This is a genomic window from Streptomyces malachitofuscus (assembly GCF_055571035.1).
In genome coordinates, this window is sequence record NZ_JBVIGA010000001.1 from 44,708 (window position 1) to 58,856 (window position 14,149).

12 protein-coding genes and 1 pseudogene are annotated in these 14,149 nt (G+C 72.0%); 7 read left to right on the top strand and 6 right to left on the bottom strand.

What is annotated here, in order from left to right; all coding sequences use genetic code 11:
- Window positions 1-72 precede the first annotated feature (72 nt).
- Window positions 73-2,655 carry an aminopeptidase N gene (gene pepN / locus ACZ44S_RS00195; RefSeq protein ID WP_466922488.1) on the bottom strand — a complete coding sequence of 861 codons (2,583 nt, stop codon included), beginning with the start codon at window positions 2,653-2,655 and terminating at the stop codon, window positions 73-75.
- A gap of 137 nt (window positions 2,656-2,792) precedes the next feature.
- Between pepN and ACZ44S_RS00200 the strand changes: the two genes are divergently transcribed.
- Window positions 2,793-3,440, top strand: coding sequence for a mycothiol-dependent nitroreductase Rv2466c family protein (locus tag ACZ44S_RS00200; RefSeq protein ID WP_466922491.1), 648 nt, complete (start codon window positions 2,793-2,795; stop codon window positions 3,438-3,440).
- Window positions 3,441-3,443: 3 nt separating this feature from the next.
- Here ACZ44S_RS00200 and ACZ44S_RS00205 read toward each other — a convergent pair whose 3' ends face one another.
- Window positions 3,444-3,686 carry a hypothetical protein gene (locus ACZ44S_RS00205; RefSeq protein ID WP_466922494.1) on the bottom strand — a complete coding sequence of 81 codons (243 nt, stop codon included), beginning with the start codon at window positions 3,684-3,686 and terminating at the stop codon, window positions 3,444-3,446.
- Between the two features lie 231 nt (window positions 3,687-3,917).
- Window positions 3,918-5,297: an amino acid permease gene (locus ACZ44S_RS00210; protein ID WP_466922497.1), complete on the bottom strand. Its 1,380-nt coding sequence runs from the start codon at window positions 5,295-5,297 to the stop codon at window positions 3,918-3,920.
- A gap of 372 nt (window positions 5,298-5,669) precedes the next feature.
- Between ACZ44S_RS00210 and ACZ44S_RS00215 the strand changes: the two genes are divergently transcribed.
- Window positions 5,670-6,254 (top strand): biotin transporter BioY, encoded by a 585-nt coding sequence (locus tag ACZ44S_RS00215; RefSeq protein ID WP_466922500.1) that lies wholly within the window; start codon window positions 5,670-5,672, stop codon window positions 6,252-6,254.
- 66 nt (window positions 6,255-6,320) lie between these two features.
- Here ACZ44S_RS00215 and ACZ44S_RS00220 read toward each other — a convergent pair whose 3' ends face one another.
- Window positions 6,321-7,052 carry an LPXTG cell wall anchor domain-containing protein gene (locus ACZ44S_RS00220; protein WP_466922503.1) on the bottom strand — a complete coding sequence of 244 codons (732 nt, stop codon included), beginning with the start codon at window positions 7,050-7,052 and terminating at the stop codon, window positions 6,321-6,323.
- 221 nt (window positions 7,053-7,273) lie between these two features.
- Between ACZ44S_RS00220 and ACZ44S_RS00225 the strand changes: the two genes are divergently transcribed.
- Entirely contained in the window at window positions 7,274-9,385 is a 2,112-nt protein-coding gene (locus ACZ44S_RS00225) for a protein kinase domain-containing protein (RefSeq protein ID WP_466922506.1), read from the top strand.
- On the opposite strand, the pseudogene ACZ44S_RS00230 reads toward ACZ44S_RS00225, so the two are convergent.
- Window positions 9,372-9,599, bottom strand: a pseudogene (locus ACZ44S_RS00230) (amino acid transporter); the annotation flags it as partial. The gene ACZ44S_RS00225 and the pseudogene ACZ44S_RS00230 overlap by 14 nt on opposite strands.
- A gap of 100 nt (window positions 9,600-9,699) precedes the next feature.
- Between ACZ44S_RS00230 and ACZ44S_RS00235 the strand changes: the two are divergent.
- On the top strand, window positions 9,700-10,185 hold the full coding sequence (locus ACZ44S_RS00235) for a ribose-5-phosphate isomerase (protein WP_190164422.1): 486 nt from the start codon (window positions 9,700-9,702) through the stop codon (window positions 10,183-10,185).
- A 44-nt stretch (window positions 10,186-10,229) separates the two neighbouring features.
- Entirely contained in the window at window positions 10,230-11,057 is an 828-nt protein-coding gene (locus ACZ44S_RS00240; protein ID WP_466922509.1) for an Fpg/Nei family DNA glycosylase, read from the top strand.
- Between the two features lie 6 nt (window positions 11,058-11,063).
- Here ACZ44S_RS00240 and ACZ44S_RS00245 read toward each other — a convergent pair whose 3' ends face one another.
- Complete coding sequence (locus tag ACZ44S_RS00245) at window positions 11,064-12,317, bottom strand: GNAT family N-acetyltransferase (RefSeq protein ID WP_466922512.1); 1,254 nt, start codon at window positions 12,315-12,317, stop codon at window positions 11,064-11,066.
- A gap of 163 nt (window positions 12,318-12,480) precedes the next feature.
- Here ACZ44S_RS00245 and ACZ44S_RS00250 point away from each other — a divergent pair, with 163 nt between their 5' ends.
- Window positions 12,481-13,659: a PP2C family protein-serine/threonine phosphatase gene (locus ACZ44S_RS00250; RefSeq protein WP_190164425.1), complete on the top strand. Its 1,179-nt coding sequence runs from the start codon at window positions 12,481-12,483 to the stop codon at window positions 13,657-13,659.
- 17 nt (window positions 13,660-13,676) lie between these two features.
- Entirely contained in the window at window positions 13,677-14,138 is a 462-nt protein-coding gene (locus tag ACZ44S_RS00255; RefSeq protein WP_466922516.1) for an HD domain-containing protein, read from the top strand.
- Window positions 14,139-14,149 lie beyond the last annotated feature (11 nt).

Consider the following 14,149-nt stretch of genomic DNA (forward strand, 5'->3'; position numbering starts at 1 on the left):
ACGATGACGGAACGCCCCATCATGGGCCAAAGCTACGCGTCCGCAGAGGCGCGCGGCTCCGGCGTACGCACCTCAGCCGCCGGCGGCGGCCCGGTCGCACTCCTGGCCGCGCAGCGCACGGGCCAGGTCGTCCCTGGTCTCAAGGACCAGGCGGCGCAGTGCCGGGGCGGCGTCCTCGTGGGCCGTGAGCCACGCGTCCGTCGCGTCCAGCGTCTCCTGCGAGTCCTGGAAGGAGGGGAACAGGCCCCGCACCACGTGCATGCCGATCTGGATCGACCGCTCCGTCCACACCCGCTCGATCGCCGCGAAGTACTTCTCCGTGTACGGGGCGGTCAACTCCCGCTGGGACGGCTGGGCGAAGCCCGCGATCGTCGCCTCCACCAGCGCGTTGGACAGCGTGTCGGACTCCACCACCTGCGCCCAGCACTGGGCCTTGACCGCCGCCGACGGACGGGCGGCCAGACAGCGCACGTGGTGCCGCTTGCCGGACGCGGTGTCGTCCCGGGCCAGCTCCTCGTCCAGCCGCTTCTCGTCCGCCACCCCGTGTGCGGCCAGCGGCTCCAGGAACGCCCAGCGCAGCTCCTGGTCCACCTCCAGTCCCTCGACCGTCGAGGTGCCGTCCAGCAGCGAGGTCAGCAGCTCGAAGTCGGCCGGCGCGTCGGCCGTGTGGGCGAAGAACCGCGCCCAGGCCAGCTGGTGTTCGCTCCCGGCCTCCGCGGCGTACAGCTGGGAGACCGCGCCCTCGGCGAGCCGTCGGCCGGCCTGCTCCCGCAGCTCGGGCGCGGTGTAGTGCACCGCCGCCGACTCGGCCCACGCGTGCAGCATCTGCAGCACGCCGATGTCGGACTCCCGGTCGGCGAACCTCAGCACCAGGTCGATGAACTCCCGGGCGGGAAGCAGCGCGTCCCGCGTCATGTTCCACAGCGCCGACCAGCACAGGGCGCGGGCGAGCGGGTCGGTCAGCGCGCCCAGCTGCTCCCGCAGCGTCACCAGCGACGTCTCGTCGAAGCGGGTCTTGCAGTACGTCAGGTCGTCGTCGTTGACCAGCACCAGCTCCGGCGCTTCCGCGCCCGCCAGCTCCGCCACGACCGTGCGCGGGCCCTCGACGTCCGTCTCGGCCTGCGCGTACCGCTCGAGGGTGCCGGACCCCGTGCGCCGGTAGAGGCCCACCGCCACCCGGTGCGGGCGCAGTTCGGGATGCGACTCGGCCGCCTCCTGCACGACCGCGAGCTCGTCGATCCGGCCGTCGGCGGCCAGCAGCACCTGCGGGGTCAGCGAGTTGACGCCCGCCGTCTGCAGCCAGGACCGGGCCCACGCGCCCATGTCCCGCCCGCTGGTCTCCTCCAGGACCGACAGCAGGTCACCGAGGCGTGTGTTGCCGTACGCGTGCCGCTTGAAGTAGCGCCGGGCGCCCTCCAGGAACGCGTCCTGACCGACGTACGCCACCAGCTGCTTGAGCACCGAGGCGCCCTTGGCGTACGTAATGCCGTCGAAGTTGAGCTTGGCGTCCTGGAGGTCGCGGATGTCCGCGGTGATCGGGTGCGTGGAGGGCAGCTGGTCCGCCCGGTAGGCCCACGCCTTGCGGCGGTTGGCGAAGGTGATCCAGCCGTCGGTGAAGCGGGTCGCGCCGACCAGCGAGAACGCGCCCATGAAGTCGGCGAAGGACTCCTTGAGCCACAGGTCGTCCCACCACTCCATGGTGACCAGGTCGCCGAACCACATGTGCGCCATCTCGTGCAGGACGACGTTCGCCCGGCCCTCGTACGACGCCCGCGTGACCTTGCCCCGGAAAATGAACTCCTCGCGGAAGGTGACCATCCCCGGGTTCTCCATCGCGCCCAGGTTGTACTCGGGCACGAACGCCTGGTCGTACTTCCCGAACGGGTACGGGTAGTCGAAGTGGTCGTGGAAGAAGTCCAGGCCCTGCTTGGTCACGAGGAACACGTCGTCGGCGTCGAAGTGCGGCGCGAGACCCTTGCGGCACATCGCGCCGAGCGGGATCCGCAGACGCGTGCCGTCCTCGAACTCCCGCTCGTAGGTGTCCGTCACATAGTGGTACGGGCCCGCGACCACACAGGTGATGTACGTCGAGATCGGCTTGGTCTCGGCGAACCGCCACACACCGTCGGTGAGCTCACCGGCGCCGTTGCTCCACACGGTCCAGCCCTCGGGCGCCCGCACCTCGAACCGGTACGGGGCCTTGAGGTCGGGCTGCTCGAAGTTGGCGAAGACGCGCCGGGAGTCGGCCGGCTCGTACTGGGTGTAGAGGTACACCTCGCCGTCCTCGGGGTCGACGAAACGGTGCATGCCCTCGCCGGTGCGGGAGTAGGCGCACTGCGCGTCGACGACGAGTTCGTTCTCGGCGGCGAGGTCCTCCAGAAGGATCCGCGTGCCGTCGAAGACCTCCCCCGGATCGAGGTCCCGCCCGTTGAGGGAGACGGCCGTGACGCTCGGCGCGATCAGGTCGGCGAAGCTGCTCGCGCCCGGCTCGGCGCAGCGGAACCGCACGGTGGTCACGGAGCGGAACGTGCGCGGACCCTCCCCGCCGCTTTCGCCGACCGCGGACCGCAGGTCGAGGGACACCTCGTACCCGTCGACGGACAGCAGGGCTGCCCGCTCCCGGGCCTCGTCTCGGGCAAGATTCTCACCGGGCACGGGCGGACTCCTCATGCGTCGTCGACATGGATGAACAGCACCGATCCTGCCATGTGCCCCTGACGCGGGGCAGCCGGGAATGGCCGGGACGAGCTGCGGCGTTCTCCCTCGGAGATACCGTCTTCACGAGGAGTGACATGTCGGACAAGTCCCCCGCGACGCCCGTCGACTTCTGGTTCGACCCGTTGTGCCCCTGGGCCTGGATGACGTCCCGCTGGGTGCTGGAGGTGGAGAAGGCGCGCGACATCAAGGTCCGCTGGCACCTGATGAGTCTCGCGGTGCTCAACGAGGACAAGCTCGACGAGCTTCCCGCCGAGTACCGCGAGATGCTCGAGGTCAAGGCCTGGGGTCCGGTGCGGGTGGTCATCGCGGCCCAGCAGGAGCACGGCCCCGAGGTGCTCGGCGACCTCTACACCGCGCTCGGCACCCGTATCCACAACCGGGGCGAGGGCACGGAGAAGGAGACGGTCGCCGCCGCCCTGAAGGACGTGGGTCTGCCCGACTCCCTCATGGAGCACTGGGACTCCACCCCCTATGAGCCGGAGCTGCGCGCCTCCCACAAGGAGGGCATCGAGAAGGTGGGCCAGGAGGTCGGCACCCCGGTCATCGCCGTCCCCGGCCCCGACGGCGAGGAGATCGCCTTCTTCGGCCCGGTCGTCACTCCCGCCCCCAAGGGCGAGGAGGCCGTCCGCCTGTGGGACGGCACCCTCGCGGTGGCCTCCGTCCCCGGCTTCTACGAGATCAAGCGCACGCGGACGAAGGGGCCCGACTTCAGCAACCTGTGACGGTCAGTCCGGCACGGGTACCTTGACCGGCTCGGCGAACGGCTTCTTGTTGAAGCCCGTGCGCAGATTGCGGCACTGCTTCCCGGTGTCGGGGTCGAGCACGTTCACACAGAGCCAGAACTCGCCGACCCCGGACCGTCCCAGCCGTTCCCTGAGCCAGTCCTGCTCCTTCTTGTCCAGTTGGCGGTGCTGCTGGTCCCCGTCGCAGGTCCAGCAGTATGCGGTCATCGTCCTCGGTGTCGCCATTGCGCAACGATGCCCCGGACCGCCGTACGCCGGAAGCCCTCGCGAGTCACGTCCTCGCGAGGGCTTCCCCTTTTCCGCCTGCCGGGTGAACGGTGAGAAGACGATCACGAGGCAGACGCCCTTATTGCAACAAGGTTGCAACTACACGCTAGCAGCGGGAAGGGTCGTCCGTGAGCCCGAGCACGCGAAACGGCCCCCGCGTGTCCACGCGGGGGCCGTCGGGCGGGGGCGTCAGCTCCGGGCGCGCGCCCGCTGCCAGGCGTATCCGACCGCCGCCAGGGCCAGCGTCATCCCGCCCGTCGAGTACAGCTGCACACGGGTGTCCGGCTCCCGTGCCATGAGGACGAAGACCGCCGCCATGCCGGCCAGCGCCACCCACGTCAGCCACGGGTACGCCCACATCCGCACCACCAGCTTCCCGGGCGCCTCGCGCTCGAGCCGGCGGCGCAGCCGCAGCTGGGAGACGGCGATGAAGATCCAGACGACCAGGATCACCGCCCCGATCATGTTCAGCAGCCAGGCGAAGACGTCGTCCGGCCGCCAGTAGCTCAGCAGTACGCACAGGAAGCCGAAGACCGAGGAGGCCAGCACGGCGATCCGCGGTACCCCGCCCGACACCCGGCCGAGCGCCTTCGGGCCCTGGCCGCGCTGGACCAGCGAGTAGCCGATGCGCGAGGCGCCGTAGATGTTGGCGTTCATCGCGGACAGCAGCGCGACCAGGACCACGACGTTCATCAGCTGACCGGCGCCGGGGATGCCGAGGGTGTCCAGGGCGGCGACGTAGGGGCCGTTCTCGACGACCGCCGGGGAGTCCCACGGGACGAGGGTGACGATGACGGCCATCGAGCCGATGTAGAACAGCGCGATCCGCCACATCGCCGTACGGACCGCGCTCGCCACGCCCTTGACCGGGTTCTCCGACTCGGCCGCGGCGATCGTCACCGTCTCCAGACCGCCGTACGCGAAGACGGAGGCGAGCAGTCCGATGACCAGGCCCTCGCCGCCGCCCGGGAGGAAGTCGGTGAGGTGGGAGGTGCCGGGGGAGTCCGTGCCCGGCAGCACGCCCGCGACGGCCAGGACGCCGAGCCCCAGGAACAGGGTGATCGCACCGACCTTCAGGGCCGCGAACCAGAACTCGAACTCGCCGAAGTTCTTCACCGCCGCGAGGTTCGTCCCGCAGAACACCACCATGAACAGCGCCACCCACGCCCACTCGGGCGTGCCCGGCAGCCAGCCGGTGACGATCTTCGCGGCGCCGATGCCCTCCAGGCCGACCGCCGTGCACAGCAGCACCCAGAACGACCAGCCCGCGGTGAAGCCCGCCCAGGGGCCGATGGCCCGCTCGGCGTGCGCGGAGAACGAACCCGAGGACGGATACGCGGCGGACATCTCGCCCAGCATCCGCATCACCAGCATCACCAGGAGGCCGGAGAGGGTGTAGGCGAGGACGATGGAGGGGCCGGCGGCGGCGATCCCCGCGCCGGAGCCGACGAACAGCCCGGCGCCGATCACCCCGCCGAGGGCGATCATCGACAGATGGCGCTGCTTCAGGCCGTGCGAGAGGGAGGCGCCGTCCGGCTTCGGGGGCGACTCGACGGTGGTGCTGGGCATGGGCGCTGTTCGTCCAATGCGGGAGATGACAAAAACGCCGCCCAGTCTGGGTGCCCTCCCCGCGGGCACGGGGAAGCCGCCCAGCATGTGGACGGCGGTCATACGGACGGTGACAGTCCGGTTACCTGGCGCCCGGGCATGCCCGGCCATGCCTTTGGTGGTTCCCTACAGTCGCCCTTCCGGTGCCAGGTGTCGGCGACGCCACCTCACCTCCGTGACCGGCGTCACCTCGCACCCCCGATGAGGGCCGTTGTTTGTCCGGAGCCCACCAAGTCCGTGTTCGAGCCTTTGTCGAGCGCTGACGGTGATCAGCGCGGGGCCGCCGGTATAGCGTCACGGTGTCCCCAACCGCCCTCATCCCGCGGAGACCTCATGAGCACCGCCACCGTCACGTCCGCCCGCTCCGGACAGGTCCTCGCCGACCTCGTCCCGGCCTCCCGCGTCCGGGACGCCGCGCTCGTGCTCGGCGGTGCCGCGCTCACCGGCCTCGCCGCCCAGATCGCGGTGCCCGTGCCCGGCTCCCCGGTGCCGGTGACCGGCCAGACCTTCGCGGCGCTCCTCGTCGGCACCACCCTCGGCGCCCGCCGCGGCTTCGCCTCCCTCGCGGTGTACGCGCTGGTGGGCATGGCCGGCGTCCCGTGGTTCGCGGAGGGCAGGTCGGGGATGTCGATGCCGTCCTTCGGCTACATCCTCGGCATGCTGCTGGCCGCCGTCGTCGTGGGCGCGCTCGCCCGCCGCGGTGCGGACCGCTCCGCCTGGCGGATGGCGGGCACCATGGTGCTCGGCTCCGCGATCATCTACGCCGTCGGCGTGCCCTACCTGGCCCTCGCCACCGGCATGTCCGCCTCCGCCGCGATCGCGGCCGGCCTCACCCCGTTCCTCATCGGTGACGCCCTGAAGGCGCTCCTGGCGATGGGCGTGCTGCCGACGGCCTGGAAGTTCGTCAACAAGCGCTGACCGCCGCACGGTCCACGCACAGAGGCCCGCCGGCCGACCGCCGGCGGGCCTCTGTGCGTGGTGCCGTCAGCCGCGCGCGTCCTCGCTCCGCCGCCGTGACCACCACAGCGCCGCCGCGCCGGCCGCGACCATCGAGGCACCGGCCGCCCCCAGCACCGCCGGCTGCTCGACGGGCCCGGTCTTCGGGAGCTCATCGGCACCGGGGCTGACGGGCTGGTTGTCGGTGCCGAGGAGCAGCGGGGTCGCCGGAGCGTCCGGGGAGGGGTTGGTGGTGCCGAACGGCACCGGCCCCTGCTGCCAGAACGTCTTGGTGCCGTCCGCGTTCTGCACGGGCAGACAGATCTTCCCGGCCTTGCCCAGGTCGTACGTCGCGTCCACCGCGTACGACGTCGACGCGCCCGCCGTGAGATTGCCGACGGGGCAGGAGAATCCGCTGTTCGCACCCTCCGGCAGATTGTTCTCGGCGAGGGGGGAGCAGCCCTTGACGTCCTTGACGGTGAGACCGTCGAATCCGACGACGAGCAGGCTGATCCTTCCGCTTTCCTTGGTTCCTCCGTTTTTCACCGTGGCGGTGATCTCCGTCCTTTTCGAACTGTTGTCGACCGAGATCTTCTCGGGCAGGAGTGTCGTCAGTTCGACACCCGTCGGCGCCTGGTCGACGGCCTTTCCCCCTTTGCTGCTCCCTGGCCCCTGATCGTCCGCTCCGGCCGTTCCCGAAAGGATCAGGACCGCCGAGAAGGATGCTATGACCAGTGATCCCGTGGTGATCGTCGTGCGGTGCGTGCGACGAGAACTCATGTTCGCCCCCCTTGCCTGCGCCTGAATTCGCAGTACTCGAAGAGGTACCACAAGATTTGTCCGCACTATGCTGGGACGGCCTGAAGTGTGACCATTGAGTTCCACGCGGCGCATCGCGGAGGGGGTGCAGCCCATTGCCGGGAAATGCGAACAACGGCGGTGTTCCAGGGATACTCGTGGCGGGGCGATATCGGCTGGTCCAGAGTATTGGTCAGGGAGGAATGGGGCGGGTGTGGCGGGCCGCCGACGAAATACTCGACCGGCAGGTCGCCGTCAAGGAAATGCGGATGGCCGGCCTGGACGCGGAGGACTCGGGCACGCGCCGCGAACGCAGCCTGCGCGAGGCGAGGGCGACCGCCCGGATCGACCATCCCAACGTCGTCCGGGTCTACGACGTGGTCGACGAGGGCGAACGCCTGTGGATCGTCATGGAGTTGGTGCACGGCCGCTCGCTGGAGCGGATCATCGCGGAGGACGGGCCGTTGGGGCCCCGCGGTGCGGCGGACATCGGCCTCGGGCTGCTGGAGGCACTGACGCAGGTCCACGCGCGGGGGGTGCTGCACCGGGACATCAAGCCCGGGAACGTGCTGGTCGAGGAGGGGCAGCGGCGCCGTATGGTCCTCACGGACTTCGGTATCGCCGCGATCCAGGATGCCAAGGCACTCACCATGGTGGGGATGCTGGTCGGATCCCCCGATTACATGGCCCCGGAACGCGTCTCCGGCCGGCCGCAGGGGCCGCCGTCCGACCTGTGGTCCCTGGGCGCCACGCTGTGCGCGGCCCTGGCCGGTCACTCCCCCTTCGCCCGCGCCACCACCCTGGCCACCCTGCACGCCGTCCTCTACGAGCCCCCCGAGATCCCGACGGCGGCGGGCCCGCTGCGCGAGATCCTCACCGCCCTCCTCGACAAGAACCCCGACGCCCGCCCCGGTCTCGAGACCCTGCGCTCCACCCTGACCCCCATCGCCCACCCGCCCCCGCCCCCCACGCTCCCGTCCCTCCCGGCGCCCCCGCCCCCCGCCGCAGGCACCCCCGGGGCGGGTGAGCCGGCCCCCGGGCCCGCAGGCGGACCTCCGGCTCCCGAGGCCGTGAACGAGAACCCCGGACCCGACGTCATCCCGCCCGACTCCGCTCCCGGCGCCGACCCCGGGCTCCCTGGCCCCGCAGTCGAACCCCCAGCTCCGGCCTCCGAGAACCGGACCTCCCGCCCGGACCACACACCGCACGGTCCCGGAGCCGGGGCCGCGGCGAACGCTTCCGAGGCGACCGACGAAGGCTCAAGTTCCGGACCCGCGGCCCGGGGCCCCGGCCCCGGAGACGGACCCGGGGGCGTGTCTGCGGGTCCCGGAGTGGAGGGCGGAGTGGGGGGACGGGGCCTCCGGCCCGGTGGGGGAGCGCATGGTCCGGAGCTTGGTGTCGGTCCGGAGCGCTCCGGGCTCGGGGGTGTGTCTGCGGGTCCCGAGGGTGCGGGCGGAGGTTCCGGAGTTGGGGGAGGGGGCCTTCGGCCCGGTGGGGGGCCGCATGGTCCGGAGTTTGGTGTGGGTCCGGATCGCTCCGGGCTCGGCGGCGTGTCTCCGGTTCCCGGGGCGGCGGGCGGAGCCGCGGGCCCGGGGGCCGCGGGCGGAGGGCCCGCCGTCGAACTGGCCCGGGCGGTCACCGAGCAGCGGCCGTCCTCGGTTCCCCGGCCCGCGGGCGGGACCGCCCCGGCCGCGTCGGACCGGCGCCGTGGCGGACGGCGGCGGGTCGTGGTGGCCGCCGTCGTCGGGACCGCCGCGGCCGCCCTGGCCGTCGTCCTGGTGACGAGGTCCGGGGAGGGAGGACACGGCGACCGGGCCGACACCCCGGCGAGCGCGTCGGCCGTCACCGGCGGCGGCTCACCCACCGTCGAGGGCACCTCCCGCCCCGCCACCCTCCCACCCGGCGCACGCCGCGAGGCGGGCGGGTTCGCCTGGGTACCGCCCGAGGGCTGGCGGCGCGACGTGCAGACGGGGGCGGAGATCCACTACACCGCACCGGACGGCGGCCAGGAACTCGCCGCCAAGTCCTCCCTCGCCCGCGGCGATCTGCTGGAGACCTGGCAGACGTCCGAACGCAACGCCCACCAGGGCCAGGACTACGTGAAGATCCGTCTGGAGGAGACGACGTTCCGCGGTCACCCGGCGGTGGTCTGGGAGTACACGTTCACCCTCAAGGGCGTCCCCTGGCACGCCCGGCTGCTGGGCTTCAACGTCGACGGGAAGTCGTACCAGATCAACACCTGGTACCGGCCGGAGAACGGGGCGGCGGCGCTGAGGACGTACGAGGAGGTGAAGAAGAGCTTCACCGTGCTTTGACCACGGCGGAACTCCGCTGCCGCACGAACGCGATGGCGACCACGACGACGGCGACCAGCAGCGACAGCGGCACCGTCGTCCGGCCGTTGTGCTCCCTGTCGGTCAGCATGCAGCCCAGCACGAACACGATCAGCGCCGCGCCGGCCCACGTCGGATACGGGTACAGCCACATCCGCACGACCAGCTTCTCCGGCGCCTCCGCCTCGATGATCTTCCCGGAATCGCTCACTCTCCTTACGCGATCCGCCGCGCGTCTCCGCCGGGCGCCGCCACCCCGCGCCGCCTCCCCGCAGCGGCCGTGTCACACTCGTCGCATGCGCGTGTATCTCGGCTCCGACCATGCGGGCTACGAACTCAAGAACCACCTCGTCGAGTGGCTCGAGGCGGCGGGTCATGAGCCCGTCGACTGCGGCCCGCACATCTACGACGCCCAGGACGACTACCCGCCCTTCTGCCTCCGCGCCGCCGAGCGGACCGCCGCGGACCCGGGCTCCCTCGGCATCGTGATCGGCGGCTCCGGCAACGGCGAGCAGATCGCCGCCAACAAGGTCAAGGGCGTACGGGCGGCCCTGGCCTGGAGCGAGGAGACGGCGGCGCTGGGGCGTCAGCACAACGACGCCAACGTGGTCGCGGTGGGCGCCCGCATGCACAGCCAGGACGAGGCGACGAAGTTCGTCGAGACCTTCCTGAGCACCCCGTTCTCGGGAGACGAGCGTCACATCCGCCGGATCGACATGCTCTCCGCCTACGAGACCACCGGCGATCTCCCTCCGATCCCGGCCCACCACCCCCAGCAGTAGGCGGAACGCGGGACGAGGCAGAAGAGCGAACGAGGGGGGGACCCGTGCCCGAGGGTCACACGATCCACCGGCTGGCCGCGGACTACGCCGGGGCCTTCGCGACCGGCGACCCCCTCCGCGTCACCAGCCCCCAGGGCAAGTTCACCGACGCGGCCGCCCTCCTCGACCGCACCCCGCTGCACACCACCGACGCCCACGGCAAGCATCTCTTCCTCGGCTTCGGCGGCCCCGGGGCCGGGCACACCGACTGGGTCCACATCCACCTCGGGCTCTTCGGCAAGGTCACCTTCGGCCCGGCCCCGGCGCCGCCGCCCACCGACACCGTCCGCCTCCGCCTCGCCGACGACGCCTCGTACGTCGATCTGCGCGGCCCCACCACCTGCGCCCTGATCACGGACGGCGAGAAGCGGGCGATACACGACCGCCTCGGCCCCGACCCCCTCCGCCCGGACGCCGACCCGGCCCACGCCTACCGCAGGATCAGCCGCAGCCGTACGACGATCGCCGCGCTCCTCATGGACCAGAAGGTCGTCGCCGGCGTGGGGAACGTCTACCGCGCCGAGGTCCTCTTCCGGCACGGCATCGACCCCTACCGGGCCGGCCGGGACATCACCGCGGGCCAGTGGGAGGCGATCTGGGCCGACCTGGTCGCGCTCATGCGCGAGGGCGTCCGCAACAACCGCATCGACACCGTCCGCCCCGAGCACACCCCCGAGGCGATGGGCCGCCCGCCGCGCGTCGACGACCACGGCGGCGAGGTGTACGTCTACCGCAGGGCCCACCTGCCCTGCCACATCTGTGGCGGCGAGATCCGCACCGCCGACCTCGCCGCCCGCAACCTCTTCTGGTGCCCCGCCTGCCAGCGCCCCTGAGATCCCTCAGAAGCCGTGCGGCAGCCAGGGCGCCGCACCGGCGCTGCCGAACGCCAGGGACGCCTCCGCCAGTGCGTCCGGCCGCAGTTCACGCACCCGGCCCGCCGCGGCCAGCGCCGAAAGGCTCACGCCGCCCAGATACGCCGCCCCCAACTCCCTCACGGACAGGGCGAGGTCGGCCGGATCCTCCGTACGCTCGCAGGACGCGCCCTTCGTGTCCCCGGTCAGCCGCCAACGGCCCGCGTTCCAGGGGCAGAAGGAGTCCGCCACCTCCAACACGACGTCCACGGGCGCCTGATACGTCCGCGCCGTCAGCGCCGCGCCGAGGTCCACCAGACGTACGTAGAGCGCGTCCCGCAGGGTCGGCCGGCAGCGGCGTATGTCCGACACCAGGTACTGCCAGCCGTCGTCGACCGGCCGCCCGCGTGCCACCAGCGTCGACGTCAGGTCGATCTCGAACAGGAACCGCCACAGCGCGGCTTTCGCCGCCGGATCCAGTGCCTCCAGGGCGCTGAGGGCCACCTCGCCGTCGGCCCCGGCCGGTCCCCAGGACGGCTTCACACGGAACCGCGCGTACCCGACCGTCTCCCCGTCCCGCTCGGCGACCACGCACTGCAGCGGCGACGCCCCGCCCCGGTCGCTCTCCGGGTCGAGCACCCCCAGCCGCTCCCAGCCGGGCCGGCGCGCCAGCATCCCCGGGCGGCCCGGCACCAGCCGGGCGTAGACCGCCTCACAGGCGTCCAGCACCTCGGCGGGCTCCGCATAGCGCAGCCGTACGTCATCGGTACCGGCCGGCACCGACAGGCCGGCGCGCCGGGTGTCGATCGTCGCGTCCGTCTGGAAGGTCGCCGCTCCGTAGCCGAACCGGCCGTAGATCGCCGGCTCGGACGCCGTGAGCACCGCCAGCGGCTCGCCCCAGGAGCGCACGTCGTCCAGCTGCCGCCGCATCATCGACGTCAGCAGCCCGCGCCGGCGGTGGGTGGCGGCCACGCCGACCATGGTGACGCCGGCGGCGGGCACGGACGCACCGCCCGGCACGGTCAGCCGGAAGGAGAAGGCGCCCGCCGACCCCACGCACTCGTCGCCGTCCCAGGCGCCCAGGAAGCGGTCGAACTCGGTGAGCGAGTTCCACAGTTCCCGCTCCTCGGGCGCCTCCTGGGGCCCGCCGAAGGCACGGATGAGATTCGCGTAGATGTTGTCCCATTCGTCCGGCTTCAGTGCCCGGAGTTCGGGCGCGGGGCCCGTCTGCTCGATCGCCATGAGCCATGCCTACCAGGGCAATGCGGGACGAGCGAGGGAATTTCTCCCGTGCGGCCCCACGCATGCGTCCCGTGAAGTTCACTGTGAGTCCGGTCCCCGTCAGGGGGGACAACCAGGACCTCCCGTGCCAAGCGGCCGGTCCGATGGATAGGGTCCCGAACTAATGGCAGCAGGACGAGAGCGGCGCGCGGAAGCCGACACGTTCACGGCCCGGTTGAAGAAGCAGTGGCACCGGGCCCGCGTCGGCGTGCGCCGGGCCGCCGTCGACTACTTCCGCGGCGACGGCTCGGACTGGATCGCGCTCGCCGGACTGCTGCTCACCGTTCCGCTCATCGCGGCCGGGACACTCGCCAACTCCGTGTGGTGCGCGCCGTCCGCACTCGTCATCCCGATCGTCGCGGGCGGACTGCTGCTGCGCCCGGCGAGTCTGCTCGGCCTGTACGCGGCCGCGGCCACCGCACTCATCGTGGAGGCGGTACGGCTCGGCCCCTACACCGAGGGCGCGGCACGGGTCACCCCCGGCGTGGTCCTCGTCGTCGCGGCCTGCGGCTTCTTCGGACTGCTCGTCGCCCAGTTCCGCAGCAGGGTGGGCGTGCCCTGGCGGCGCGGCGGCACCATGCTGTTCGACCTGCGCGAACGCATCCGGGTGCAGAGCAAGCTGCCGAAACTGCCCGACGGCTGGCACCGCGAGATGGCCCTGCGCCCCGCCGGCGGACAGTCGTTCTCGGGCGACTTCGTGGTCGCGGCCCGCACCAACTCCGGGCGCACCCTGGAGGTCGTGCTGACGGACGTCTCCGGCAAGGGCATGGACGCCGGTTCGCGCGCCCTGCTGCTGTCCGGCGCCTTCGGCGGTCTGCTCGGCAGCCTGCCCCCGCATGCCTTCCTCCCGGCCGCCAACGGCTATCTGCTGCGCCAGGACTGGGACGAGGGCTTCGCCACCTCCATCCACCTGGTGCTCGACCTGGACTCCGGCGACTACGAGCTCTACTCCGCCGGGCACCCGCCGGGCCTCCAGCTCAGCGCGGGCAGCGGCCGCTGGGAGGAGAAGGCCGCCGACGGCCCCCTGCTGGGCGTGTACGACGGCGCCCAGTTCGACCCGGTGAAGGGCTCGCTGCGCCCCGGGGACGTCCTGATGCTCTTCACGGACGGTCTGGTCGAGACCTCCGACCGGGACATGGTCGAGGGCATCGACCGTCTCACCGGCGAGGCCGACCGCTACGTCGCCGGCGGCTTCCACGGCGCCGCCTGGCACCTCATCGAGTCGGTCGCCAAGGACGTCAACGACGACCGGGCGCTGCTGCTCATATGCCGGGAAGGCCCCACGGCCGCCGCGGCCCGCTGACCCGGCACACTGGGGGCGTGACCCAGACACCGCGCATCCCGCTGACCCCGGACCGGGTGGAGGCCGTCGCCCGCGCCGCACACGACGGCCAGACCGACAAGGCGGGCCGCCCCTACGCCGAGCACCTCCGGGCCGTCGCCGAGGGCGTACGGGCGCGGGGCGGCGACGAGGAACAGATCGCGGCGGCCTGGCTGCACGACGCCGTCGAGGACGACAGGCTGACGGAACAGTGGCTCCACGAGGCAGCGCTCACCCGGCGCACCAAGGACATCGTCCTCGCGGTCACCAAACGGTCCGGGGAGCCGCCCGAGGCGTACGCGGCCCGCATCCTCGCCACCCCCGGCGCGCTGCTGGTGAAGGAGGCGGACCTGGCGCACAACGCCGACCCGGCCCGCCTCGCGGTCCTCGACGAACCCACGCGGAAACGGCTGACCGAGAAGTACGCACACATGCGCGCACTTCTCGGTCTGGGCGAATGAGCCGGTCCGGG